This window comes from Pseudomonas sp. GW821-FHT09A09 (assembly GCF_059418405.1).
Window position 1 is genome coordinate 61,613 of record NZ_JBWKPU010000015.1, and the last position, 23,321, is coordinate 84,933.

General features: G+C 62.2%; 23 protein-coding genes and 1 other RNA gene. 11 read left to right on the forward strand and 13 right to left on the reverse strand.

Annotated features, from left to right (window positions below):
• Positions 1-168: 168 nt before the first annotated feature.
• Complete coding sequence (locus tag AC07OV_RS15370) at positions 169-1,335, forward strand: zinc-binding metallopeptidase family protein (protein WP_495092507.1); 1,167 nt, start codon at positions 169-171, stop codon at positions 1,333-1,335.
• A 218-nt stretch (positions 1,336-1,553) separates the two neighbouring features.
• Positions 1,554-1,650: signal recognition particle sRNA small type (gene ffs / locus AC07OV_RS15375), an RNA gene on the forward strand.
• Between the two features lie 109 nt (positions 1,651-1,759).
• Here the strand turns inward: ffs and AC07OV_RS15380 are convergent.
• On the reverse strand, positions 1,760-2,317 hold the full coding sequence (locus AC07OV_RS15380; protein WP_495092508.1) for an HI_0983 family protein: 558 nt from the start codon (positions 2,315-2,317) through the stop codon (positions 1,760-1,762).
• A 260-nt stretch (positions 2,318-2,577) separates the two neighbouring features.
• On the opposite strand from AC07OV_RS15380, the gene AC07OV_RS15385 reads away from it, so the two are divergent.
• On the forward strand, positions 2,578-3,624 hold the full coding sequence (locus AC07OV_RS15385; protein ID WP_495092509.1) for an N-acetylmuramidase family protein: 1,047 nt from the start codon (positions 2,578-2,580) through the stop codon (positions 3,622-3,624).
• Between the two features lies 1 nt (position 3,625).
• Complete coding sequence (locus tag AC07OV_RS15390) at positions 3,626-4,222, forward strand: SH3 domain-containing protein (protein WP_176996308.1); 597 nt, start codon at positions 3,626-3,628, stop codon at positions 4,220-4,222.
• A 59-nt stretch (positions 4,223-4,281) separates the two neighbouring features.
• On the opposite strand, the gene AC07OV_RS15395 is transcribed toward AC07OV_RS15390, so the two are convergent.
• Both AC07OV_RS15395 and AC07OV_RS15400 read right to left on the reverse strand, forming a co-directional pair.
• Entirely contained in the window at positions 4,282-5,184 is a 903-nt protein-coding gene (locus AC07OV_RS15395; RefSeq protein ID WP_176996307.1) for a DUF2167 domain-containing protein, read from the reverse strand.
• 61 nt (positions 5,185-5,245) lie between these two features.
• Complete coding sequence (locus AC07OV_RS15400; RefSeq protein WP_176996306.1) at positions 5,246-6,109, reverse strand: LysR family transcriptional regulator; 864 nt, start codon at positions 6,107-6,109, stop codon at positions 5,246-5,248.
• 101 nt (positions 6,110-6,210) lie between these two features.
• Here AC07OV_RS15400 and AC07OV_RS15405 point away from each other — a divergent pair, with 101 nt between their 5' ends.
• Positions 6,211-7,170, forward strand: coding sequence for a DMT family transporter (locus AC07OV_RS15405; RefSeq protein WP_176996305.1), 960 nt, complete (start codon positions 6,211-6,213; stop codon positions 7,168-7,170).
• On the opposite strand, the gene AC07OV_RS15410 is transcribed toward AC07OV_RS15405, so the two are convergent.
• Positions 7,084-7,455: a VOC family protein gene (locus tag AC07OV_RS15410; RefSeq protein WP_176996304.1), complete on the reverse strand. Its 372-nt coding sequence runs from the start codon at positions 7,453-7,455 to the stop codon at positions 7,084-7,086. The genes AC07OV_RS15405 and AC07OV_RS15410 overlap by 87 nt on opposite strands.
• 54 nt (positions 7,456-7,509) lie before the next feature.
• A complete protein-coding gene (locus tag AC07OV_RS15415; protein WP_495092510.1) occupies positions 7,510-8,277 on the reverse strand; it encodes a substrate-binding periplasmic protein in 768 nt (255 codons plus the stop codon).
• 133 nt (positions 8,278-8,410) lie between these two features.
• Here AC07OV_RS15415 and dnaX point away from each other — a divergent pair, with 133 nt between their 5' ends.
• The 5 genes from dnaX (at position 8,411) to AC07OV_RS15440 (ending at position 14,010) form a co-directional block, all read left to right on the forward strand.
• Entirely contained in the window at positions 8,411-10,444 is a 2,034-nt protein-coding gene (gene dnaX / locus AC07OV_RS15420) for a DNA polymerase III subunit gamma/tau (RefSeq protein ID WP_495092511.1), read from the forward strand.
• Between the two features lie 43 nt (positions 10,445-10,487).
• Positions 10,488-10,826: a YbaB/EbfC family nucleoid-associated protein gene (locus AC07OV_RS15425; RefSeq protein WP_003175481.1), complete on the forward strand. Its 339-nt coding sequence runs from the start codon at positions 10,488-10,490 to the stop codon at positions 10,824-10,826.
• Between the two features lie 133 nt (positions 10,827-10,959).
• Positions 10,960-11,994 carry an NADPH-dependent curcumin/dihydrocurcumin reductase gene (curA, locus tag AC07OV_RS15430; RefSeq protein WP_176996301.1) on the forward strand — a complete coding sequence of 345 codons (1,035 nt, stop codon included), beginning with the start codon at positions 10,960-10,962 and terminating at the stop codon, positions 11,992-11,994.
• Positions 11,995-12,060: 66 nt separating this feature from the next.
• Positions 12,061-12,663 carry a recombination mediator RecR gene (gene recR / locus AC07OV_RS15435; protein WP_176996300.1) on the forward strand — a complete coding sequence of 201 codons (603 nt, stop codon included), beginning with the start codon at positions 12,061-12,063 and terminating at the stop codon, positions 12,661-12,663.
• Positions 12,664-12,861: 198 nt separating this feature from the next.
• The gene (locus tag AC07OV_RS15440) at positions 12,862-14,010 is read left to right on the forward strand and encodes an acyl-CoA dehydrogenase family protein (RefSeq protein WP_495092512.1); all 1,149 of its coding nucleotides are present in this window, start codon (positions 12,862-12,864) and stop codon (positions 14,008-14,010) included.
• Positions 14,011-14,156: 146 nt separating this feature from the next.
• On the opposite strand, the gene AC07OV_RS15445 is transcribed toward AC07OV_RS15440, so the two are convergent.
• Both AC07OV_RS15445 and fnr read right to left on the reverse strand, forming a co-directional pair.
• Positions 14,157-14,705, reverse strand: a complete 549-nt coding sequence (locus AC07OV_RS15445; protein WP_016973177.1) for an adenine phosphoribosyltransferase — start codon at positions 14,703-14,705, stop codon at positions 14,157-14,159.
• Positions 14,706-14,785: 80 nt separating this feature from the next.
• Positions 14,786-15,520, reverse strand: coding sequence for a fumarate/nitrate reduction transcriptional regulator Fnr (fnr, locus tag AC07OV_RS15450; RefSeq protein WP_016979302.1), 735 nt, complete (start codon positions 15,518-15,520; stop codon positions 14,786-14,788).
• Positions 15,521-15,674: 154 nt separating this feature from the next.
• Between fnr and AC07OV_RS15455 the strand changes: the two genes are divergently transcribed.
• Positions 15,675-16,142 carry a hypothetical protein gene (locus AC07OV_RS15455; protein WP_176996298.1) on the forward strand — a complete coding sequence of 156 codons (468 nt, stop codon included), beginning with the start codon at positions 15,675-15,677 and terminating at the stop codon, positions 16,140-16,142.
• An 8-nt stretch (positions 16,143-16,150) separates the two neighbouring features.
• On the opposite strand, the gene hemN is transcribed toward AC07OV_RS15455, so the two are convergent.
• From hemN to ccoG, 6 genes are all read right to left on the reverse strand, one after another.
• Positions 16,151-17,533, reverse strand: coding sequence for an oxygen-independent coproporphyrinogen III oxidase (gene hemN / locus AC07OV_RS15460; protein ID WP_176996297.1), 1,383 nt, complete (start codon positions 17,531-17,533; stop codon positions 16,151-16,153).
• Positions 17,534-17,636: 103 nt separating this feature from the next.
• A complete protein-coding gene (locus tag AC07OV_RS15465; protein WP_495092513.1) occupies positions 17,637-18,320 on the reverse strand; it encodes a sulfite exporter TauE/SafE family protein in 684 nt (227 codons plus the stop codon).
• Positions 18,313-18,525: a cbb3-type cytochrome oxidase assembly protein CcoS gene (gene ccoS, locus AC07OV_RS15470; RefSeq protein WP_176996295.1), complete on the reverse strand. Its 213-nt coding sequence runs from the start codon at positions 18,523-18,525 to the stop codon at positions 18,313-18,315. The genes AC07OV_RS15465 and ccoS overlap by 8 nt, the downstream gene beginning before the upstream one ends.
• 22 nt (positions 18,526-18,547) lie before the next feature.
• On the reverse strand, positions 18,548-20,992 hold the full coding sequence (locus AC07OV_RS15475) for a heavy metal translocating P-type ATPase (protein WP_495092514.1): 2,445 nt from the start codon (positions 20,990-20,992) through the stop codon (positions 18,548-18,550).
• A 115-nt stretch (positions 20,993-21,107) separates the two neighbouring features.
• Entirely contained in the window at positions 21,108-21,647 is a 540-nt protein-coding gene (locus AC07OV_RS15480; protein ID WP_495092515.1) for a FixH family protein, read from the reverse strand.
• Between the two features lie 18 nt (positions 21,648-21,665).
• Entirely contained in the window at positions 21,666-23,069 is a 1,404-nt protein-coding gene (gene ccoG / locus AC07OV_RS15485; protein WP_495092516.1) for a cytochrome c oxidase accessory protein CcoG, read from the reverse strand.
• Positions 23,070-23,321: the final 252 nt, after the last annotated feature.

The following is a 23,321-nucleotide window of genomic DNA, read 5'->3' on the forward strand; positions in this document are numbered from 1 at the left end:
CCCCCCCCCCCATCCCCCCCCCCCCCCCCCCCCCCCCCCCCCCCCCCCCCCCCCCCCCCCCCCCCCCCCCCCCCCCCCCCCGTGCTCCTACAAAGGTGGTGCGTTTTATTTTCGGAACGATCTTCAGAAGGAATTGATCTAGTCTCTGTCTTCCAGGGAGAGATCGCCATGTTCCGTTACTTCGAGCAACTCAGTTCGCGTATCGCTGCACCGTTCGTGGCCGGGTCCTCGCGCAACAGCAAGGTGTGGCAATGCCGGTGCGGCCAGTCGCTGTTCTTTCGCAACAGCCAATGCCTGGCCTGCCAGGCGTTGCTGGGCTATCAGCCGCAACAAAGCCGGCTGGCGTCCTTGCAGCCCGGCCCCGTTGCTGGCACTTGGCTGCAAGACGATAACCTCGACGCCGGTGCCTTCCGCCGCTGCGCCAACCTCGACACACCCGCCGCGTGCAACTGGCTGATTCCTGCCCACAGCACCGCGCCGTTGTGCGTGGCCTGCAGCCTCAATCGCACCATTCCCGACCTGTCGGTCCCGGAAAACCCCGAACGCTGGCGCAAGGTCGAAACCGCCAAGCGCCGGCTGGTGGCGCAACTGATCAGCCTGGGCTTGCAGGTGGTGCCCAAGAGCATCGATGAAGACAACGGTTTGGCGTTCGACTTCGTCGGCATCGACCTGGAAGGCAATGCGCCCATGACCGGCCATGCCAACGGCCTGATCACCCTCGACATCAAGGAAGCCGACGACGCCCATCGGGAAAAAGTCCGCGTGCAAATGCGCGAGCCTTACCGCACCTTGCTAGGGCATTTTCGCCATGAAGTTGGCCATTACTATTGGGATCGTCTGATCGCCAACACCCACTGGATCGAATCGTTTCGCACCCTGTTCGGCGACGAACGCGCCAGTTACGCCGATGCACTGGAGCATCACTATCAAAACGGCCCACGCCCCGACTGGCAACAGACCTGCGTCAGCGCCTACGCCACCATGCACCCCTGGGAAGACTGGGCCGAAACCTGGGCCCACTACCTGCACATGATGGACGCCGTCGACACCGCCCTGGGGTTTGGCATGAGCGCCCGCGAGATGGACCTGGACTACCAGCCGTTCCCCCTCACCACCCTCTACGACCCCGAACACCCGGGTGGCGTGGCGTTCCTGTCGTTCGTCAACGCCTGGATCGAACTGGCCGGCATGCTCAACGAACTGTCCCGCAGCATGGGCCAGCCGGATTTCTACCCCTTCGTGCTGCCGCCGCCGGTGATCGCCAAGTTGCACTTCATCCACCTGGTCATCCAGGAAGAAGGCGGCCGGGCAGACGAAGCTGTTCAGGCGTATTAAATCGTTCTGTGTGGGAGCCGGGCTTGCCCGCGATGCAGGCGACTCGGTGTTTCATGGGTTTCGCGTTGATGCCATCGCGGGCAAGCCCGGCTCCCACAGGGGGCAGGCAAGTGCTTGAACCATCGAATATTTTTAATCCGCCGCGAACGGTTGTAACTTCCGATGAGATCGGTACAATGGCGCGGCTTGCCGAGAGGCAGGCGTCGTTATGGTGACCCCATCGGTCCCCCCGCAACGATTACCCGTGAACCTGGTCAGAGCCGGAAGGCAGCAGCCACAGCGGGAACATTGTGTGCCGGGGTGTGGCTGGTGGGGTTGCCTCCATAACGCTCTTCCTGCAACACCCTTCCAAATCCTATTTTTTATTGATGCTTTGCTGGCAATCACTGTCTGCGAATGGTTTTTTGCTGCCCGCGAAACGGCATTACTGCCGATACAACGGAAAAGCCTTGAACGTCGGCACCAGTTCCGCGCCCATCTCTTGCGTGCTCTCCACCGGGTTAGCCGGCGTGGGAATATTCCTGGCGAAGTGAAAGATGATGATCTGGCCCGTGACGTTGTCGCGGTAGTACTTGAAGAAGCTGATCTCGGAAAAGTCCCCGTCCTTACGGAGGGACTTGGGGTAAAACAGCATCAGGTACAAGATCCCGGTGCGGTTGTCTGTGGTCAGGATCGCCGGCATGTTCGGGTTTTCCAGCTGGTGAAGCTGGACGGTACGTTTGCCCAGGTCGAGAGGTTCCAGGCGGCTCAGGTCGCGGGAGACGACGGTGAAGTCGAGCATTTCAGTCCAGGCATCGACGCTTTCGTTCTCCGGGAAGTATTCCCACAGGCCATCCTTCTGGAATTTCAGCACGAACGTCTTGCCGGCAAACACCAGCGATTTGGTTTGGGTGATAGCGGGACGGGAGAAGTCTGGGGTGGGAGAAGAAGCGCAGCCGGACAGCAGGGCCAGGACCGCCAGGATCAACAGGGGAGCTTTCATTTCAATCCTTGAATGTTTTCAGATGCGTGCGTCTTGCGAGCGTGACAGTAGCGCAACGAGTGGGCGAAAGCCTCGCTTAATTAAAATCGATACTTTTTAAAGCGTTGCCTGTGAGGGTTCTTTCACAGGTTTTAATACTCACTCTGGACAACCCCAAACCACCTTGTTAGTTTCCGCCAGCCACTTGTTTCAGAGTATGACAAGGGCTGAAAGTTGATATTGAAGTGCTATCACTTCTTTAACTAACAAGGATGTCTGTGATGAAAAGCCTGGAAGGGTTGCCCCGTCTTCTCAGTGCGTCGGTTGGCGCGCCTGGAAAAGCCCGTAACTTGCCCGCCGATGTGCAGTGCGTCCAGTATTTGTTCAATTTGATCATTCCCAAGCTGGGGTTTCCGCTGGCCGAAAACGGCAAGTGCGACGGCCAGTTGGTGCAGTGCATCAGCCAATACCAGTTCCGTCATCTCAAGTACGCCCACCCCGACGGCGTGATCGACCCCACCGGCCGTACCTTCAACAGCTTGATCGAAGAAGCGGTGAAAGTACCGGTTAAAGCCTTTCCGAGCATGCGTATTCCCAGCTTCTTGAATGTGTTCGCGACGAACCAGGGTGATGCAGTGCAGGCCACGGTCAATGTGTACCTGGACCGCATGCGCGCGATGATCGAGGCCGAGCGGCGCAATCGGCAGCTGATGCTGCAGCCCACGTGCGACGGCGGCATGACCCTGAGCGAAGCCGACTTTCAGAACGCCGCCACGCAGTTGGGCAATGGCATCTCGGTGAATATCGTCAAGGCGTTTGCCACCGTCGAGTCCGGCGGGCGTTCGGGGTTTGGTCCGGCCAAGTTGCCGGTGATCGCGTTTGAAGGGCACTTGTTCCGCAAGTACACCAAGCACATCTACGACCAGGCGCACCCGTTGCTGTCCTACCCCTACAAGAAAAAGGCCGGGCCGCAGTGGCAGGTCAACAACAAGGATCAGGTCAAGGCGTGGGAAACCATGGCCACTGCTTTTGCCCTGGACCAGGAAGCGGCGTTGATGTCGGCGTCCTGGGGCATGTTCCAGATCATGGGCTTCAACTATGGTTCTTGCGGTTACAAGACCGTGTTTGAGTTTGCCGCCGCACTAAAAGTGAATGCCGGCAATCAACTAAAAGCCTTCCTCGGTTTTTGCAGCAAGAGCCCGGCGTTGATGAAGGCGATGAAGTCCAAGGACTTCACGGGTATGGCCTACAACTATAACGGCGAGGACTACGGCAACTACGACGTCCTGATGAAACAAGCCTACGAAAAACTTGAAGGGAAGAAATAAGATGATCCGTTTTCTGGCGATGGGTGTGTTGTCGTTGTGTGCCGCAATGCCTGCGTTGGCGGGCAGCGCCCCGTTGCATTCGGGCAAGTATGAAGGGCTGATGCTGGCGGTGACGCCAGACCATCAGGTTGAAGGTTACTACGCCGAAACCCTGGGCGAGGGCGTTACCCGCGGTTGCGCGTTCTACCTGCAAGGCAAGCCTGCGGCACTGACCACTTGGCTCGATCAAGCCTATCCCGGCAAGGTCGCCGCCTCATCCGACGGCGTGACCCTGACCGTGGAGCAGGGCCGCCAGCACCCCGGTTGCATCAATGTGCTGATGCCCGAGATCGCCACTGGCCTGGAGCTGACCCAGACCGCCAACAAAAAATGGATCGGCCTGGTGACGGTGTCTGCCGACAAGGCTTACCTGCTGAAGAACCCCGGCGTCAAAGCCGCCAAGCGCCCGTATATCGTCAAGAATGATGTCGTCGGTGTGCTGGCGTTCAAGGATGGCTGGGCCCAGGTCGAGTTCATCAACGCGGACGACCGTTCGTTCACCGGCTGGATCAGCTCGGATCAATACCGTCGCCTGGCGGCGCCCGTCGCGAAGAACTGAGCCCATAAAAAAACGCCGCAATGCGCCATGCACATTACGGCGTTTTTTTGTGCCCGTAATCAGGCCTTGTTGCGATTGAACAGCTTGCGAACGAAGGCAAGCAATGCCACGACGCCGATCACCAGAAACTTCTTCGCCGCCAGCAGGAAGATGCCGATCTTGGCGAACAGCCCGGCCTTGGCCGCGATACCGCCCGCGACCAGGGCCGCCAAGCCATAAGCGGCCAGCTTGTCGGTTTTCGGGTTGAAGTCGGTGTACAGGTTGCCGTCGGTGAAGTTGGTGAAGGCCAGCACTTGAGGCAGTTCCTGCTTGATGGTCGGCAGGTCGGCCATGGCGGCGACGGCGTTGAGTTCCAGGACGCCTTCACGGCCCAGGACGCGGATGCTGTAGTTGAGGGTGTTCTGTTGCGCGTCGTCGGCTTTCAGCTCGCGAGCCCAATACATCTTGTGGGTGGTGTCGTCGTAGCGCGGCGGCTCGGCCCAGCCCAGCAGGTGCAGGCCGGCGTAGCCTTGTTTACGGCGTTCCTTGTTGTCGGCTTCGTCTTCTTCCTGCATCGACTTGAGCAGGTCGGCGTAGTCGATTTTTGCCGCATCTTCGTCAGAAATGTGCCCGTCATTCTTGTAGCTGACGATCACGCCCCAGCCGCGTTCCGAGAGCGGGCTGACGGCCTTGGGCACGATCATGCCGAGTGTCTTGAAGCCCGGCGGGTTGCCCCAGCCATCGGTCAGCAAGCGTTCGGTGTCGGACGGGTCGAGGTAGTAGAAGTTGTCGTTGAGCTTGAGGGTGGCAATGCCGCTTGGCAGGGTGATGGTGCCGGTCTTCTGCTTGAGCGACGCAAGAAAGTGCTCGGCCGTTTCGGCAGGGGCACTGGCTTCGACAGGGGCGGGCGGGGTGGCAGCAAAAGCGGGTGCGACAGGCAGGCTCAAGGCGGCCGCCACCATTAGCAGGCGGAAGTAATTCATGGTAGTCCCTTACAATTTGAATTAATTGCGCGGGAGGATACCTGAAACATCATGTTACGGGTTAGCCGAAAGTCTCCCGCAACAGCCCGGCAAATGCGTCCCGTGCCAAGTGCCGTTGGGTGTCCTTGTGCCAGAACAGCAGGTTGTCCACGGCTTGCAGTTCGTCGAACCGATAAGAAGCCAATTGGTTGGCCTGCTCGTAGCGCGCCAGGATGCCTTCCGGCGCCAGCGCCACGCCGATCCCTGCACTCACGCAACCAATGATGGTGCCCCAACTGGCATAGCTGGCGATGCTCGGCTTGAAGTCGTGGGGCTTGACCCAGTTTTCCAACGCGGCGCGATAGGGGCAGCCGGCTGGCCAGACGAGCAGGGTGCGCTCGGCCAGGTCGGCGGCGCTGTGAATCGGTGCGCTGGACGCGCTGGCGATCAGCACCAGGCGCTCGCTGTAGACCACGCTGTGTTCGAGCTTTGCGCGTTTGCCCCCGGAGGCTACCAGCGCCACGTCGATGCGGTGGTGTTGCAGGTCGTCCAGCAGTTGCGCCCATGCGCCGGTCACCAGTTCGAGGGTCACGTCGGGGTAGCGCCGGTGGTACTCCGCCAACAGCGGTGGCAAACGGCCGCTGGCGCTGGACTCGACGGCGCCGATGCGCAGGGTGCCCCGAGGAATGGCATTGGCATCGACGGCACGCTTGGACTCGTCCACCAGCGCCAGGATGCGCTCGCAATAGTCCAGGAAGATCTCGCCGGCCGCACTGATCGCCAAGCCGCGTCCGGCGCGGATAAACAGTGGCGTGCCCAACTCGCTTTCCAGCTGCTTGATACGCGTGGTGATGTTGGACGGCACGCAGTGCAGTTGCAGGGCGGCCTGGGCCACGCTGCCGGTTTGCGCCACGGCTCGCACCATTTTCAGTTGGGCCAGTTCCATTGCTCAGTTCCAGTGATTTCAGAAGTCAGAAACGGTTAATTGTCCTGCGCCTTGCCCGGGCCAAGACTGACGGCATTCCTTCCTGTTGCCGGACGCCGTCGATGAATACCCCGTCACCCGTAAAGCTTACGCTAGTCATCGCCAGCGTCATCCTCTGTTGGGCGTATTCACCTATTGGTGTGCACATGGGCTTGCACAGCTACAGCCCGGGCCAATTGGCGTTGCTGCGGTTTCTGATCGCATCGGTATTCATGGGCGGCGTGGCGCTGCTGATGGGCATCGGTCGGCCGCGCCTGCGGGACGTGCCGTGGCTGCTGGTACTGAGTTTTTTCGGGGTGTTCCTGCATCACACCAGCCTTAACTACGGGCAGCAATTCGTGACGGCGGCGGCGTCCAGCGTGCTGGCGCAATCGGCGCCGCTGTTCAGCGTGTTGATTGCGTTTTTCTGCTTGAAGGAACGGGTGAGTCTCTGGCGCTGGGGCTGCGTGCTGCTCGGCCTGCTGGGCGTGCTGGTGGTGATCTGGGGCGATCAGGGCGTGGGCGACATCGACCCGCGTGGCCTGCTGATACTGCTGGCGGCGCTTTCGTGGAGTGTGTACTTCGCCATCCAGAAGCATTACGCCCACCGCTACAGCCCGCTGACCATGGCGTGCTACATGGTGTGGGCGGGCACGCTGATGCTCTGCGTGAACCTGCCGGGGCTGTCGGCCGCCGTGGTGCAGGCACCGTTGCCGGAGAACCTGGCGGTGCTGGTGCTCGGGATTTTCCCCAGCGCCCTGGCATACCTGGCCTGGGGGTATGTGCTCAAGCATGTTGAGGTCAGCCGCGCTTCGGTGGCGATGTACCTGATCCCGCCCGTGGCCATGACAATGGCCGCGACGCTGCTGGGTGAGCACATTGCCATGCAGGTGGTGCTTGGCGGTGTGATCGTGCTGGCGAGCGTGGCGGCCATCAGCCTGGAAGGGCGCTGGCGATCAATCGCTCAGGCAGAACGCACGCAACCGGTGGCCGTCGAGGTCCTGGGCGACAAAGGTGTAGCCGAAGTCCAGGGTGGTCGGTGATTGAATGATGGTTGCGCCGCGCTCAACCCACTGGTCGTGCAGGGCATCGATGGCGGCCTTGTCGGGCAGGGAGAAGCCGACTTCACCGCCGCCGCCCGTGTGCTGGGCCGCCGGTTCAACCGTGTGCCGCGACCACAGCCCGAGTTTTACGCCATTGTCGAGAATGAACAGGGCGAACGTCGGGTTCAACTCCACCGGTGGCTTGTCCAGCAAGCGGCTGTAGAAGTTGGCGCTGGTGGCCGGGCTGTCGACGTACAGCAGGAAGTAATGGGCGATGGTGTTCATTCAAGTTCCTTGAGAGTGGGCGGTTAGCGGGGCCCAGTCTAAAAGCCCGGACTGTCAGTTTTTGTCAGGAGTCGGCAGGGGCGGCGGATTTTCTCCGGTATAGAGTTGGATGATGTCGTCAATCTCGCCCGACATCTTCATGCGCAACAGTGTGCGCAGGATTCGCTGCACCGGCACGCCGGGGTCGTTGCGTACGATGCAGCCCAGGCTTTGCTCCTCAATGATCGCGACCTTGTGCAAGCGATGGCCTGGCGCCAGGCCCAGGTTGAAACGGTCCAGGATCCACTCATTGATCACCGCGTAGGTAAAACGCCCGGCCACCAGCTTGTGCAGGACCAGGTCTTCGCTGCGCGAATCGTCGCGGGTCAGTTGGCCGCTGGCGAACAGCGGGGCGAGGGCGGCGTAGCGGTAGTTGAGCACCGTGCCGATTGACTGCGGCGCGAGCTTGTCGACCTGTACCAATGGCGGCGTGGCGTGGCGGCTCACCAGCACGTTGCGCTGCACCATCAGCGGCACGCTCCAGGTGAAGTCGCCCGACAGGTTGTCGACCCAGGCCTGGGCGACATAACAGCGCACATCGATGTCGCCGTGTTCCATGGCGCCTGCGATGCGCGCCCGGGCCAGCACGTGGAACTCGGCCGGGCGCCCGACCTGGGTGGCCAGGCTGAGCATCAGGTCATACAGGATGCCCTGGGTGGGCTGGTCGTCCTCCACTTGTGCCATGGGCATCGCCCAGCTGTCGGAAACCGAGAAGCGCAACGGCGCGGGGGCCGCGAGGCTGGCGAGGGACATCATCCATAAAGCGCCCAGGACTACGCGCATAGACTCTCCGGGTTCAGGCCTTTGTGGGGCCAGTCAGGAGAGCTTAGTCAGATTAGGCGAGCGTGCCGGATGCAATTTCCCCCCTGCTCCGCTAGCATTACCGGCTTCTGCTCCCCAGTTGCGACGGTTTTCGATGAGTTATCAGGTTCTTGCACGTAAATGGCGTCCGCGCTCGTTCCGCGAAATGGTCGGCCAGACCCATGTGCTCAAGGCTCTGATCAATGCCTTGGACAGCCAGCGGCTGCACCACGCCTACCTGTTCACCGGCACGCGCGGCGTGGGCAAGACCACCATTGCGCGCATCATTGCTAAATGCCTGAACTGTGAAACCGGTATCACTTCCACGCCGTGCGGCACCTGCTCGGTGTGCCGGGAAATCGACGAAGGGCGCTTTGTCGACCTGATCGAGATCGACGCCGCGAGCCGCACCAAGGTTGAAGACACCCGCGAGCTGCTCGACAACGTGCAGTACGCTCCGAGCCGTGGCCGCTTCAAGGTCTACCTGATCGACGAAGTGCACATGCTGTCCAGCCATTCCTTCAACGCCCTGTTGAAAACCCTGGAAGAGCCGCCGCCCTACGTCAAATTCATCCTGGCCACCACCGACCCGCAGAAACTTCCTGCAACGATCTTGTCGCGGTGCCTGCAGTTCTCCCTGAAGAACATGACCCCCGAGCGGGTGGTCGAGCACCTGACCCACGTGCTGGGTGTCGAGAACGTACCGTTCGAAGACGACGCACTGTGGCTGCTCGGTCGCGCCGCCGATGGTTCGATGCGGGATGCCATGAGCCTCACCGACCAGGCCATTGCCTTTGGTGAAGGCAAGGTCATGGCCGCCGATGTGCGCGCCATGCTCGGCACCCTGGACCACGGCCAGGTGTTCGACGTGCTGCATGCGCTGATCGAGGGTGACGCCAAGGCGTTGCTCGAAGCGGTGCGTCACCTGTCGGAGCAAGGCCCGGACTGGAACGGCGTACTGTCTGAAATTCTCAATGTGCTGCACCGTGTCGCCATCGCCCAGGCCCTGCCTGAGGGTGTCGACAACGGCCACGGCGACCGCGATCGCGTGTTGGCCCTGGCCCAGGCGTTGCCGGCCGAAGATGTGCAGTTCTACTACCAGATGGGCCTGATCGGTCGCCGTGACCTGCCCCTGGCACCGGACCCGCGCGGTGGCTTTGAAATGGTCCTGCTGCGGATGCTGGCCTTCCGGCCCGCCGACTCGGCAGACGCGCCGAGACAGCCGCTAAAGCCAGTGGGGATCAGCCAGGCCACAGTTGATTCCGCCAAACCAGTGGCTGGCGCGGCAGTCGTCGCGCCAGTGGTTGCTGCGCCTGCGCCAGTTGCGCCGGTGGTTGAACCGCAGCCCGAACCTGAGCCGGTCATCGAGCCCGAGCCCGTTGTCGACCTGCCGTGGAACGATCCGGTGGAAGTCGAAGCCGAAGTCGAGCTACAGCCTGCCGTGGAGCCCGTGCTGGAAACCATCGGTGAGCAGCCCGAACTGACACCAATGCCCACGCCGACACCGGACAGCGTGGTGCCGGACGCGCCGGAGTGGGTGTCTGCGCCGGTTCCCGAACCGACGGTCGCCCAGGTTGATGCGGCCACGCCCGGTATCGACCTCGACGATGAACCGCCGCTGGACGAAGATTACATCGAGCCGGACATGGATTCGGCCTACAGCTACCTGGACGACCTGGCCAGCGAACACACCGCCGAGCCTGCGCCGGAACCCGAAGTGGAGCCTGCGGCGGCCCCGGCCACCGGCCTGGCCCTGCAGTGGCTGGAGCTGTTCCCGAAATTGCCGATCTCGGGCATGACCGGCAGCATCGCCGCCAACTGCACTCTGATTTCCATCGATGGCGACCACTGGCTGCTGCACCTGGACCCGGCCCACAGCGCCCTGTTCAACGCCACCCAGCAACGTCGCCTGAATGACGCACTGAACCAGTACCATGAGCGCACACTGACCATCGCCATCGAGCTGATCAAGCCCGAGCAGGAAACCCCGGCCCAGGCCGCGACCCGTCGGCGTATCAACCGCCAGCGTGACGCCGAAAGCTCGATCCACGCCGACCCGCTCATCCAGCAGATGATGCAACAGTTCGGTGCGGTCGTTCGTCACGATACAATTGAACCTGTCGATGCCCCGGTGCCCCAGGCATCCTGACACCGGGCTACTAACTTGATCCACGTACTTTGAGGTGATTCCCATGATGAAAGGTGGCATGGCCGGCCTGATGAAGCAGGCGCAGCAGATGCAGGAAAAAATGGCCAAGATGCAGGAAGAACTGGCCAACGCCGAAGTCACCGGTAAAGCCGGTGGCGATATGGTCAGCGTGGTGATGACCGGTCGTCACGACATCAAGCGCGTGAGCATCGACCCAAGCGTATTGCCGGGTGTGGGCGAAGATGACCTGGAAATGCTCGAAGCGCTGTTCGCCGCTGCCGTGAACGACGCGGTGCGCAAGATCGAAGCCAACAGCCAGGAAAAAATGGGCGGCGTGACCGCTGGCATGCAACTGCCACCGGGCATGAAGCTGCCGTTCTGATCGGCGAGCTTTAGCTAGACTCCAATGCCAGGCCTTGTGCCTGGCATTTTTGTTTGTGCCGATCCAATCGAACCCCAGCCCCTCGACCATGGTCTGCACCCTGTACCGATGGATTCGATCAAGGAGCCTCCTGATGCCTCAAGAACTGACTCTGAACCAGCGCATCGTGCTGGTCTCTCGCCCTCAGGGCGCCCCCACCCCGGAAAACTTCCGCCTGGAACGGGTGGCGTTGCCCGAACTGGCAGACGGCCAGGTCTTGCTGAAGACGCTGTACCTGTCCCTCGATCCCTACATGCGCGGGCGCATGAGTGACGCGCCGTCCTACGCCGCGCCGGTGGAAATCGACGAGGTGATGACCGGCGGAGCTGTCAGCCGTATCGAACAATCACGTAATCCCAAATTCGAAGTGGGCGACCTGGTGGTCGGCTCCACCGGCTGGCAAAGCCACAGTATTTCCGACGGCCGCAACCTGATTCCGGTGCCCAAGGGTTTGGCCAGCCCCTCCATGGCGTTGGGCGTGCTGGGCATGCCAGGCATGACCGCCTACATGGGCCTGATGGACATCGGCCAGCCCAAGGCCGGGGAAACCCTGGTGGTGGCGGCTGCGTCCGGTGCCGTGGGGTCGGTGGTCGGCCAAGTGGCCAAGCTCAAGGGCTTGCGCGTGGTGGGGATCGCAGGGGGCGCTGACAAGTGCCGCTATGTGGTGGAGGAGTTGGGTTTCGATGCCTGCATCGACCACAAGAGTGCAGACTTTGCCAATGAACTGGCCCTGGCGTGCTTCAAAGGCGTGGACATCTACTTTGAGAACGTCGGCGGCAAGGTCTTCGATGCGGTGGTGCCCTTGCTCAACCCCAAGGCACGTATCCCGTTGTGCGGCCTGATCGCGGGTTACAACGCCCACCAGCCACCCAGCGGCCCTGACCGGTTGCCGGCACTGCAACGCACCTTGCTGACCAAGCGCGTGCGCATCCAGGGCTTTATCGTGTTCGACGACTACGGCGATCGCCAGCCCGAGTTCCTCAGTGCGATGGCGCCCTGGGTACGTGACGGCAAAATCAAGTTCCGCGAGGACGTGGTCGACGGCCTGGAGCAGGCGCCTGAAGCCTTTATCGGTTTGCTCGAAGGGCGCAACTTCGGCAAGTTGGTGGTGCGGGTCGCACAGGATTGACCATTTGACGCTAATCCGGGGCGCGGGTATAAACCGCGTCTCGTTGTTTTGTCGGACCTTTCGCCCATGAGCTTCAGCCCCCTGATTCGCCAACTGATCGACGCCCTGCGCATTCTGCCGGGCGTGGGCCAGAAAACTGCACAGCGCATGGCGCTGCAACTGCTGGAGCGCGACCGCAGTGGCGGCGCTCGGTTGGCCCAGGCCCTGAGCCAGGCCATGGAGGGGGTTGGCCACTGTCGCCAGTGCCGCACCCTCACCGAAGAAGAACTCTGCCCGCAGTGTGCCGACCCACGCCGCGACGACACGTTGCTGTGCGTGGTGGAAGGGCCGATGGACGTGTACGCCGTGGAGCAGACCGGTTATCGCGGACGTTACTTTGTGCTCAAGGGCCACCTGTCGCCGCTGGACGGCCTGGGGCCGGAAGCCATCGGCATTCCGCAACTGGTGGCACGTATTGAAGAGCAGGGCACCTTTACCGAGGTGATCCTGGCCACCAACCCCACCGTGGAAGGTGAAGCGACCGCGCATTACATCGCGCAACTGTTGACCAACAAAGGCCTGATCACCTCGCGCATCGCCCACGGCGTACCGCTGGGTGGCGAGCTGGAGTTGGTAGACGGCGGCACCCTGGCGCATTCCTTCGCCGGCCGCAAACCCATCGCCCTCTAAGGAGCGACACAGATCAAAATGTGGGAGCTGGCTTGCCTGCGATAACATCGCCGAGGTGTACCTGACACACCTCGGTGCCTGTATCGCAGGCAAGCCAGCTCCCACATTTATTTTGTGTTGCCGGTGAAATTTGCATCTGGCTTGATAACCAAGCAAGCGCTTGGTAAGTTCGCTCCACCCTCTGCGTGGAGCTTGCCGATGTCTGCCTATCAGGATTACTTCGACCCCAGCCACCAATTGGTCCGCGACAGCGTGCGCCGTTTTGTCGAGCGCGAGCTGTTGCCGGGTATCGACGACTGGGAGGAGGCGGAGAGCTTCCCCCGCGAGCTGTACCTCAAGGCTGGCGCGGCGGGCATCCTCGGCATTGGCTACCCCGAAGCCCTGGGCGGCAGCCATGAAGGCGACCTGTTTGCCAAGGTCGCGGCCAGCGAAGCGTTGATGCGCTGCGGCTCAGGCGGCGTGGTGGCCGGGCTTGGTTCGTTGGATATCGGCCTGCCGCCCGTCGTCAAATGGGCCCGGCCGGAGGTGCGCAAACGTGTGGCGCCTTTGGTGCTGGCTGGCGAAAAGATCATCGCCCTGGCCGTTACCGAGCCCGGTGGCGGCTCCGATGTGGCCAACCTGCAAACCCGCGCCGTGCGCGACGGCGAGCATTACCGTGTCAGCGGCAGCAAAACCTTTATCACCAGTGGCATTCGTGCCGATTTCTATACAGTAGCCGTGCGCACAGGCGGCCCGGGGTTCGGCGGCATCAGTCTGTTGCTCATCGAAAAGGACACGCCGGGTTTCACCGTCGGCACGCCCCTGAAGAAAATGGGCTGGTGGGCGTCGGACACGGCCGAATTGTTCTTTGACGATTGCTGCGTGCCTGTGGGCAATCTGATCGGCACCGAGAACCTGGGGTTTGCCTGCATCATGGGCAACTTCCAGAGCGAGCGCCTGGCCCTGGCCTTGATGGCCAACATGACCGCGCAACTGGCGCTGGAAGAAAGCCTGGCCTGGGCCGCCCAGCGCGAGGCGTTTGGCAAACCCATCGGCAAATTCCAGGTGCTCAAGCATCGCCTGGCGGAAATGGCCACGGCGGTGGAAGTCTCCCGCGAGTTCACCTACCGCCAGGCGGCGAAGATGGCGGCCGGCAAAAGTGTGATCAAGGAAATTTCCATGGCCAAGAACCTGGCCACCGACACCGCCGACCGCGTCACCTACGATGCCGTGCAGATACTCGGCGGCCAGGGCTACATGCGCGGTAGCCTGGTGGAGCGGCTTTACCGCGACAACCGTATCTTGTCGATTGGTGGCGGCACGCGAGAGGTGATGAATGAAATCATCGCCAAGCAGATGGGCCTTTAATCTCCAGTGTTCTGTCGGGCGCTATCGCAGGCAAGTCGAATCGTCGCACCGCAGCTCCCACATTTTGACGTGTGAATGCATTCAAAATGTGGGAGCTGCGGTGCGACGATTCGACTTGCCTGCGATGAGGCCGGTTCAGGCCACCGTTATTTTTCAGTCAGCCCAAACTGCGTCAGGCAGAAGGTCGGGATGCCCATATCCTCCAAGCGCTGCGACCCACCCAGCTCCGGCAGATCAATGATCGCGGCGGCTTCAAAGATCTTCGCCCCCATGCGCCGCACCAGGTTCGCGGCCGCAATCAAGGTGCCGCCCGTGGCGATCAGGTCATCGAACATCAGCACCGAATCGCCCTCGCACAGGCTGTCGGCGTGCACTTCCAGGAAGGCTTCGCCGTACTCGGTCTGGTAACCCTCGGCCAGCACGTCGGCCGGCAGCTTGCCCTGTTTGCGGAACAGGATCAGCGGTTTGTTCAATTGGTAGGCGATGATCGAACCGATCAGGAAGCCCCGGGCGTCCATCGCGCCGATATGGGTGAAGTCGGCTTCGACGTAGCGATGGGCAAAGCTGTCGGCCACCAGGCGCAGGGCGCGGGGCGATTGGAACAGCGGCGTGATATCACGGAAGATCACCCCAGGCTTGGGGAAGTCGATGACGGGGCGGATCAGGGATTTGATGTCGAACGAATCAAAGGTCATCGTCGAAGAGTCCTGGGGCTGTAAACGGACTCGAAGTATACCTGCGGCCTCGCCGGTTGGCGCGGCCGCAAGCGTTTGCGTCAGCCTTCCAGCGAACCACCGGCCAGCGCGCACAGCTGGATCGGGTCGAGGATATGCACTTCCTTGCCCTCGGCGGCGATCAGTTCGTTCTGCTGGAAACGGGTGAATACGCGGGACACGGTTTCCACCGCAAGGCCCAGGTAATTGCCGATTTCATTGCGCGACATGCTCAGGCGGAACTGGTTGGCCGAGAAACCCCGGGCGCGGAACCGCGCCGACAGGTTGACCAGGAACGTCGCGATACGCTCGTCCGCGGTTTTCTTCGACAGCAGCAGCATCATCTGCTGGTCGTCACGGATCTCACGGCTCATCACCCGCATCAACTGGCGGCGCAACTGAGGCAGCTGCAGGGCCAACTCATCCAGGCGTTCGAAGGGGATTTCGCACACCGACGTCGTCTCCAGGGCCTGGGCCGACACCGGGTGGATCTCGGTGTCCATCCCCGACAACCCGACCAGCTCGCTGGGCAGGTGGAAACCGGTGATCTGCTCTTCGCCGCTGTCGCTCAGGCTGAACGTCTTCAGCGCGCCTGAACGTACTGCATAGACGGAATCGAACTTGTCACCCTGGCGAAAGAGGAATTCACCCTTTTTCAGTGGGCGGCCGCGTTTAACGATGTCGTCCAGCGCATCCATGTCTTCCAGATTCAACGAAAGTGGCAGGCAGAGGGGGGCCAGGCTGCAATCCTTGCAATGAGCCTGGCTGTGAGCGCGCAGTTTAACTGGCTCGGACATTTCTTAAATCCTTGTGGGAAAACACACATAAGACGTAAGGGTAACGCACCGGGGGTAGGTGAGGCCAGCCTGTACAAAAAACAGGCGACGGTATAAAGCTTTATGTAACGGCGCCGATACACAGTGTGAATCCTTATGAGCTGGAGCTCAGACCATGTCGGTACTCCCTTTCAATAACGCTGTCGTGACCACCAAGAAGCCTCAGATTCTGACAGCGGCTGACGCGCTTGCCGGCAAAAAGGTCGATGACAAGCCAGCGCCGCCACCTACTCCCGGCGAAGGCGTGAAGGTGGTCATCTCCGGGGCGGGGCTCAAAGCGTCCCAGGCGGGTAACCCCAACAAAGACATCGACGACAGCGGCCTGAAAGACAACATCAAAGAGTTGCTGAAAATGATCCGCGAGCTGAGAAAACAGCTGGCCCAGAAGATGGCCCAGATCTCAGCGGCCATGAATGACACCGCGCTGTCCCCGGAAGCCCGCCAGGCCAAAGTGGCCGGTTTGCAGGGTGATGTAGCCTCTATCCAGGCCGGTTTGATGAACGCCCAGGCCCAACTGGCCAAGGCCCTGAAAAACGAATCGCCTGAGGCCAACATGCAAGCGATGGCCCTTTTGGCGAAGTAACACAGGCCTCAGATCACCCGCGAGAATCGCTGCCTGTTCTGGTGCTCCAGGTAGGCATCGAACACCATGCACACCGAACGCACCAACAAACGCCCGGCCGGCAGTACACGAATGCCCTGGGCGTCCAGCTCGATCAGGCCGTCAGCGGCCATGGTTTCCAGCTGCGGCCAAATGTCGTCGAAGTAACCGCGAAAATCGATGTTGAAGGCCTGTTCGATCGCCTCGAATGCCAGGCTGAAATTGCAGATCAACTGCTGAATCACTTCCCGCCGCAAACGATCGTCCGTGGTGCAGACCAGGCCACGGCTGGTGGCCAGTTGCGCGCCGGCCAGTGCGTTCTGGTAGCCGTTCAGGTCACTGCTGTTCTGGCAGTACAAGTCGCCGATCTGGCTGATCGCCGACACCCCCAGCCCGATCAAGTCGCAATGCCCGTGGGTGGTGTAGCCCTGGAAATTGCGCTGCAAGGTGCCTTCTTCCTGGGCGATGGCCAACTCGTCATCGGGCAGGGCGAAGTGGTCCATGCCGATGTAGCGATAACCGGCCTGGGTCAACTGCTCGATGGTGGTTTGCAGCATCAGCAGTTTGGCCGCCGGGGAGGGCAAGTCGTCGGTGTTGATGCGCCGCTGGGGCATGAAACGTTCTGGCAGGTGCGCGTAGTTGAACACCGACAGGCGATCTGGCTGCAGGCTGATCACTTCCTCCACGGTGCGCGCAAAGTTGATCGGCGTCTGCTTGGGCAGGCCGTAGATCAGGTCGATATTGATCGAGCGAAATTGCAGGGTGCGTGCCGCGTCGATCACGGCGCGGGTTTCTTCCAGGCTCTGCAGGCGGTTGACCGCGCGTTGCACCTCGGGGTCGAGGTCTTGCAGGCCGATGCTCACGCGGTTGAAGCCCAATTCACGTAGCAGGCCCATGGTGGCCCAGTCCGCTTCGCGGGGGTCGATCTCGATGCCGTAGTCGCCCGAATCATCGTCCAGTAAATTGAAGTGCTGGCGCAGGCGTGTCATCACCTGGCGCAGTTCGTCATGGCTGAGAAACGTGGGCGTACCGCCGCCGAAGTGCAGTTGCTCCACCGGCTGTTTCGGGTCGAGGTGGCAGGCTATCAATTGGATTTCCTGCTCCAGGCGTTGCAGGTAAGCCGCGGCGCGGCCACGGTCCTTGGTGATGACCTTGTTGCAGGCGCAGTAGTAGCAAATATTCGCGCAGAACGGCACATGCACATACAGCGACAACGGCCGTGCGGCCTTGCGGCTGTCGCGCAGGGCGTGCAGCAGATCGAAGGTGCCCACCTGGCTGTCGAATTGCACGGCGGTGGGGTAGGACGTGTAGCGCGGCCCCGCCAGGTCGTAGCGGTGAATCAGGTCTGTGTCCCAACGAATGGCGTCGAGCATGCGGGCGCTCCCCGGAATAGGCTAATGGGCCGAGTCTAGGGGCGCATGGCAGAGGGCATCTTGATTTGCATCAACGGGGAGCGGCGCTATGCCACATGGCGATTTAATGGCCCATTAGCCAGTGCTGGTGCGGACCGGGCAACGTCCAGATACCAAAGAGGATCACGAGCAGGCCGCCGGCCATTCGTACACTGCGTTTGCGTAGCAGCGCCGTGACGCGTTCGGCAGCCAAACCCGTGGCCAATAGCACCGGCCACGTGCCCACTCCAAACGCCAACATCAACAAGCCGCTGTCCAGCGCATTGCCCTGGCTCGCCGCCCACAGCAGAGTGCTGTAGACCAACCCGCAGGGCAGCCAGCCCCACAGCGCGCCCAGCAGCAAGGCGCGGGGCAGGCTGGACACTGGCAGCAAGCGGCTGGCCACCGGCTGGATATGCCGCCACAGGCCGCGCCCGAGGGCTTCGATGCGGGTCAGGCCGCTCCACCAGCCGGCCAGGTACAGGCCCATGCTGATCAGCAGCAACCCGGCCAGCACGCGCATGAACATCGCGGCCGGGCCGTTCGCCACGGCCCAGCCGGCCAGGCCGATCAGCACGCCGGCAGCCGCATAGCTGAGGATGCGCCCCAGGTTGTACGCCAGCAGCAGCCTGAAACGGCGGCTGCGTTGCTCCTTGGGGATCGCCAGGGTGAGGGCGCCCATCAGTCCGCCGCACATGCCCAGGCAGTGGCCACCACCGAGCAAGCCGAGGATCAGCGCAGAGACCAGCAGTGGCGCCAATTCAAGCATGGGGTGGATCTTTGGGCGGTTGTTCGGGGCTATTGGCCTCTTCGACGCCAGCCAGGTGGTTCGGGTCCTGGTCGTCGAACAGCACGCTGTGGGCCGGGCCGTCGAGGTCGTCGTACTGGCCGCTGTCCACTGCCCAGAAGAAGATGTAAATGGCGACACCCACTAACAGCAGCGCCGCCGGGATCATCACGTATAGAGCTGGCATCTGCACTCCATGCCCGCACGGCTCAGGCCGGCAGCGGGCGGGTTTTCAGGGGGGCGCTGGCAGCCGGCGCGCTCGGTAGGCGAGTCAGGCGCAAGGCGTTCAACACCACGGTCAACGAACTGAGGGACATGCCAACCGCCGCCCAAATCGGCGTGACCCAACCGAGGGCCGCAAACGGCAGCATAAGGCCATTGTACAGCCCGGCCCACAGCAGGTTTTCAATGATCACCCGACGGGTTCGCCGTGCCAGGGTAAATGCCTGCACCAAGGCATCGAGTCGGTTGGACAGCAGCACCGCGTCAGCGCTGGTTTTGGCCAGGTCCGTGGCCGAGCCCATCGCCACGCTGATGTCGGCAGCGGCCAGCACCGGCACATCGTTGACGCCATCGCCGAGCATCAGCACCTTGCGGCCTTCGCGGTGCAGCTGTTGCAGCGCCTGCAACTTGTCGTCCGGGCGCAGGCCGCCACGGGCTTCATCGATGCCCAGCTCAAGGGCCACGCCTGCAACCATCGGCGAGCTGTCTCCCGACAGCAGCAACGTGCGCCAGCCACGCGCCTTGCACGCGGCCAGCAGCGCGGGCGCATCACTGCGCAGGCGGTCATCGAGCACGAACCAGGCGAGGGCGCCGCTGCGATCACCCAGCAGCAGCCATTGGCCGGCTTCATCGGGTGAATCAGGCAGGGGGCAACCGCTGAGCTCACACACATAGCCCGGCTGGCCGATGCGCAGCAGGCGCTCACCCACACGTCCTTCCAGCCCCAGGCCTGGCGCGCTGAGCACTTCGTCGGCGGCCAGTGGCGCACGGCCAAACGCACGGGCGATGGGGTGTTCGGAGCGGTTTTCCAGGGCGGCGGCGAGGCTCAGGCAGTCATCGCTGCCCAACGCACCCAAAGGACGAATCGCGCGTAATGCCAGGCGACCCTCGGTGAGGGTGCCAGTCTTGTCGAAGATCACCGTATCGATCTGGTTCAGGCCTTCCAGCACATGGCCACGGGTCAGCAACAGCCCGAGTTTGTGCAGGGTGCCAGTGGCAGCGGTGAGCGCGGTGGGCGTGGCCAGGGACAACGCGCAAGGGCAGGTTGCCACCAGCATGGCCAGCACGATCCAGAACGCACGGGATGAGTCCAGCTCCCACCACACCAGGCCGATCACGGCCGCCGCGATCAGCGAACACAACAGGAACCACTGCGCAGCGCGGTCGGCGATTTGAGCCAGGCGCGGTTTTTCGGCCTGGGCCCGGTCCAGCAGGCGCACGATGGCCGACAGGCGCGTGTCATGGCCCAGGGCGCGTACTTCGACGGTCAACGCGCCTTCGACATTGAGGGTGCCCGCCGTGACGCTGTCGCCAACGTCTCGGGGTTGCGGCAGGTATTCGCCGGTGAGCAGGGATTCGTCGATGCTCGATTGACCGTCGAGGATCACGCCATCGGCCGGCAGCACGGCGCCAGGGTGCACCAGCACGCGATCACCCAACGCCAGCTCACTCAGCAGGATGCGCTCGCTCTGGCCATCGCCCTTCAAGCGCAGGCATGAGGCGGGCAACAGGTTGACCAGTTGTGCGGTCGCGGCGGCGGTGCGTTCCCTGGCTCGACGTTCCAGGTAGCGGCCCGCCAGCAGGAACAGCGCAAACATGCCGACCGCGTCGAAATACAGCTCGCCCACGCCGGTGATCGCGGTCCAGATACCCGCCAGGTAAGCGCCGCCGATGGCCAGGGACACCGAGACATCCATGGTCAGGTGACGGGTGCGCAGGTCGCGCAGGGCGCCTTTGAAAAACGGCGCGCAGCTGTAGAAGACGATGGGCGTTGTCAGGAACATCGCCACCCAGCGCAGGATGACGTGCAGTTCCGGGCTCAGGTCGATATTGAATTCGGGCCAGGTGGCCATGGTCGCCATCATCGCCTGGAACCACAGCAACCCGGCGACGCCCAGTTGGCGCAAGGCGCGGCGGTTGTCGCTGGCCAGTTGTTCGGCGGCGCGGTCGGCCTGATAGGGGTGGGCGGCGTAACCAATCTGGCGTAACTCGCTGAGCAATTGGCTCAACGGCAATTGCCCGTCGGCCCACTGCACATGCAAACGGTGGTTGGACAGGTTCAGCCGTACCTCGGCCACGGCGGGCAGGCGGCGCAGGTGTTTTTCGATCAGCCAGCCGCAGGCAGCGCAACTGATACCTTCCATCAGCAGGGTGGTTTCGGCGAGGTCGCCCGCGTGGCGCACGAAGGGTTTTTGCACGTCGGCGCGGTCATACAGCGCCAATTCGTCCACCAACTGCACCGGCAGTGCGTCGGGGTTGGCCGAGGCTTCGCTGCGGTGCTGGTAATAGCTTTCCAGGCCCCCGGCGACGATGGCTTCGGCCACGGCCTGGCAGCCTGGGCAGCAGAGTTCGCGGCGCTCACCGAGGATCTGTGCGGTGAACCGGCTGCCCGCGGGGACGGGGAGGGCGCAGTGGTAGCAGGGGGTGGTCATGGGTAGAGATCTTAGTCGGCTGGGAGGGCCTCATCGCGGGCAAGCCCGGCTCCCACAGGAGACTGCGATCCCATGTGGGAGCGGGCTTGCCCGCGATGCGCGAAGCGCAAGCTTTTTACTTTTTCAGGTCTTCGGCACCTTGCAACGGCTCATCCCCCAACAGCAAGTCCTTGTCGTGGCTGACCTGCTCTTCTTCAAACATGCGCCAGGTGCGGTCGCCCTCGACGCCCAGCAGTTCCACGAAGCGGCGGCCTTCGACCTTGTCGGTGACTTGACCGATGTAGCGGCCGTGTTCGGTGTCGCTGCGGGCCAGGTTGATCTTGCGGTCCTTTTCCGGCTGGGTCGGGGAGATCAGGTTGAGTTCCAGGGTGGCCGGGTTGCTGTTGCCGGTCAGGTGCACGTCGACTTCACCGGTCAGTTCGTCCAGGTGCACCTTGGCGCGCAGTTGCAGGGTCTGGGCCAGCAGCTCGCGGTCCAGGGAGCGGTTGATGCCTTTGCCGGCCTCGTAGTAGTTGTCGTTGACCAGGTTGTCCGGGTTGTTCACCGCGATGGTTACCATGGACAGGGTCAAGGTCACCGAGCAGGCCAGGATCCCGATGATGATCCAGGGCCAGAGGTGCTTGTACCAGGGGCTTGTGGCAGTCGCTACGGACATTGTTCTGCTCTCTATAAGTCAACGAACTTGGGGGCCGATGAATCGGCTCTTGGCTTCAATATGAACGCTGGCGTCATCGGCGTCGGTGAGGATGAACTTGACCTCGTTGGTGCTCGATGGCAATTGCTCCGGCGCACTCGACAGCTCCACCGGCATGCTGACGATATCGCCGGCCGCCACCTTGATCTCACGCCGGCCTTGCAGCTTGAGGTCTGGCAGGCCTGCGGCGTCGAGCACGTAGGTGTGGTCGCGCTGGTCCTTGTTCATGATCTTCAGGCTGTAGACGTTCTCGATGCGGCCTTCGGCGTTTTCGCGGTACAGCACGCGGTCCTTGCTCACATCGAAGCCCACCAGCGAGCGCATGAAGAACGCCGCCACCAGCAGGCTGATCATCGCCAGCAGCACCAGCGCGTAACCGATCAGGCGCGGGCGCAGCTTGTGGGTTTTCTGCCCCGACAGGTTGTGCTCGGTGGTGTAGCTGATCAGGCCGCGCGGGTATTCCATCTTGTCCATGATGTTGTCGCAGGCATCGATGCACGCGGCGCAGCCGATGCACTCGATTTGCAGGCCGTCACGGATGTCGATACCGGTGGGGCACACCTGCACGCACATCGTGCAGTCGATGCAATCCCCCTGGCCCTGGGCCTTGTAGTCCACGCCTTTTTTACGCGGGCCACGCAGTTCGCCACGGCGCGGGTCGTAGGAGACGATCAGGGTGTCCTTGTCGAACATCACGCTCTGGAAACGTGCGTACGGGCACATGTAGATGCACACCTGCTCACGTAGCCAGCCGGCGTTGCCGTAGGTGGCGAGGGTGAAGAAACCGACCCAGAAATACGACCAGCCATCGGCCTGGCCGGTGAAGAAGTCGAACACCAATTCGCGGATGGGGGAGAAGTAACCGACGAAGGTCATGCCGGTGACAAAACCGATCAACAACCACAGGGTGTGCTTGCTGAACTTGCGCAGGAATTTGTTGGCGCCCATGGGGGCTTTGTCGAGTTTGATGCGTTGGTTGCGGTCGCCTTCGGTGACCTTTTCGCACCACATGAAGATCCACGTCCACACGCTTTGCGGGCAGGTATAACCGCACCACACGCGGCCTGCGTAGACGGTAATAAAGAACAGGCCAAAGGCCGCCACGATCAGAATGCCCGAGAGCAGGATGAAGTCCTGGGGCCAGAAGGTTGCGCCAAAAATGAAGAATTTACGCTCCGGCAGGTTCCACCACACCGCCTGGTGGCCGCCCCAGTTCAGCCACACCGTGCCGAAGTAGAGCAGGAACAACGCAGCGCCGCCGAGCATGCGCAGGTTGCGGAACAGGCCGGTGAAGGCACGGGTGTAGATTTTCTCGCGCGAGGCGTAGAGGTCGACGGTCTTGGCTGGGGGGGTAACGTCGTGTACCGGTATCTGGTCGCTCATCATTGCATCCCACGGCGGTGGAGATTTGCCTCGGCCAGTACGTGCCAACCGGGGTCAAATTTGGGGGTGTTGCAGTGGCGTAATAATACGCCTCCGGTGGTGCTGAAAGGGGGCGACCTACGTGACCTGGATCAATTGATCTGGCAAGTAGGGTTGATTTTGGCTGGCTCGGTCCTCTGAAACACTGCGGATCCAATGTGGGAGGGGGCTTGCCCCCGATGGCGGTGGATCAGTGACAGATGCACTGACTGA

Coding starts and splice junctions, on each gene's coding strand:
- AC07OV_RS15370 (WP_495092507.1), top strand. CDS start 169: ATGTTCCGTTACTTCGAGCAACTCAGTTCGCGTATCGCTGCACCGTTC.
- AC07OV_RS15380 (WP_495092508.1), bottom strand. CDS start 2,317: ATGAAAGCTCCCCTGTTGATCCTGGCGGTCCTGGCCCTGCTGTCCGGC.
- AC07OV_RS15385 (WP_495092509.1), top strand. CDS start 2,578: ATGAAAAGCCTGGAAGGGTTGCCCCGTCTTCTCAGTGCGTCGGTTGGC.
- AC07OV_RS15390 (WP_176996308.1), top strand. CDS start 3,626: ATGATCCGTTTTCTGGCGATGGGTGTGTTGTCGTTGTGTGCCGCAATG.
- AC07OV_RS15395 (WP_176996307.1), bottom strand. CDS start 5,184: ATGAATTACTTCCGCCTGCTAATGGTGGCGGCCGCCTTGAGCCTGCCT.
- AC07OV_RS15400 (WP_176996306.1), bottom strand. CDS start 6,109: ATGGAACTGGCCCAACTGAAAATGGTGCGAGCCGTGGCGCAAACCGGC.
- AC07OV_RS15405 (WP_176996305.1), top strand. CDS start 6,211: ATGAATACCCCGTCACCCGTAAAGCTTACGCTAGTCATCGCCAGCGTC.
- AC07OV_RS15410 (WP_176996304.1), bottom strand. CDS start 7,455: ATGAACACCATCGCCCATTACTTCCTGCTGTACGTCGACAGCCCGGCC.
- AC07OV_RS15415 (WP_495092510.1), bottom strand. CDS start 8,277: ATGCGCGTAGTCCTGGGCGCTTTATGGATGATGTCCCTCGCCAGCCTC.
- dnaX (WP_495092511.1), top strand. CDS start 8,411: ATGAGTTATCAGGTTCTTGCACGTAAATGGCGTCCGCGCTCGTTCCGC.
- AC07OV_RS15425 (WP_003175481.1), top strand. CDS start 10,488: ATGATGAAAGGTGGCATGGCCGGCCTGATGAAGCAGGCGCAGCAGATG.
- curA (WP_176996301.1), top strand. CDS start 10,960: ATGCCTCAAGAACTGACTCTGAACCAGCGCATCGTGCTGGTCTCTCGC.
- recR (WP_176996300.1), top strand. CDS start 12,061: ATGAGCTTCAGCCCCCTGATTCGCCAACTGATCGACGCCCTGCGCATT.
- AC07OV_RS15440 (WP_495092512.1), top strand. CDS start 12,862: ATGTCTGCCTATCAGGATTACTTCGACCCCAGCCACCAATTGGTCCGC.
- AC07OV_RS15445 (WP_016973177.1), bottom strand. CDS start 14,705: ATGACCTTTGATTCGTTCGACATCAAATCCCTGATCCGCCCCGTCATC.
- fnr (WP_016979302.1), bottom strand. CDS start 15,520: ATGTCCGAGCCAGTTAAACTGCGCGCTCACAGCCAGGCTCATTGCAAG.
- AC07OV_RS15455 (WP_176996298.1), top strand. CDS start 15,675: ATGTCGGTACTCCCTTTCAATAACGCTGTCGTGACCACCAAGAAGCCT.
- hemN (WP_176996297.1), bottom strand. CDS start 17,533: ATGCTCGACGCCATTCGTTGGGACACAGACCTGATTCACCGCTACGAC.
- AC07OV_RS15465 (WP_495092513.1), bottom strand. CDS start 18,320: ATGCTTGAATTGGCGCCACTGCTGGTCTCTGCGCTGATCCTCGGCTTG.
- ccoS (WP_176996295.1), bottom strand. CDS start 18,525: ATGCCAGCTCTATACGTGATGATCCCGGCGGCGCTGCTGTTAGTGGGT.
- AC07OV_RS15475 (WP_495092514.1), bottom strand. CDS start 20,992: ATGACCACCCCCTGCTACCACTGCGCCCTCCCCGTCCCCGCGGGCAGC.
- AC07OV_RS15480 (WP_495092515.1), bottom strand. CDS start 21,647: ATGTCCGTAGCGACTGCCACAAGCCCCTGGTACAAGCACCTCTGGCCC.
- ccoG (WP_495092516.1), bottom strand. CDS start 23,069: ATGAGCGACCAGATACCGGTACACGACGTTACCCCCCCAGCCAAGACC.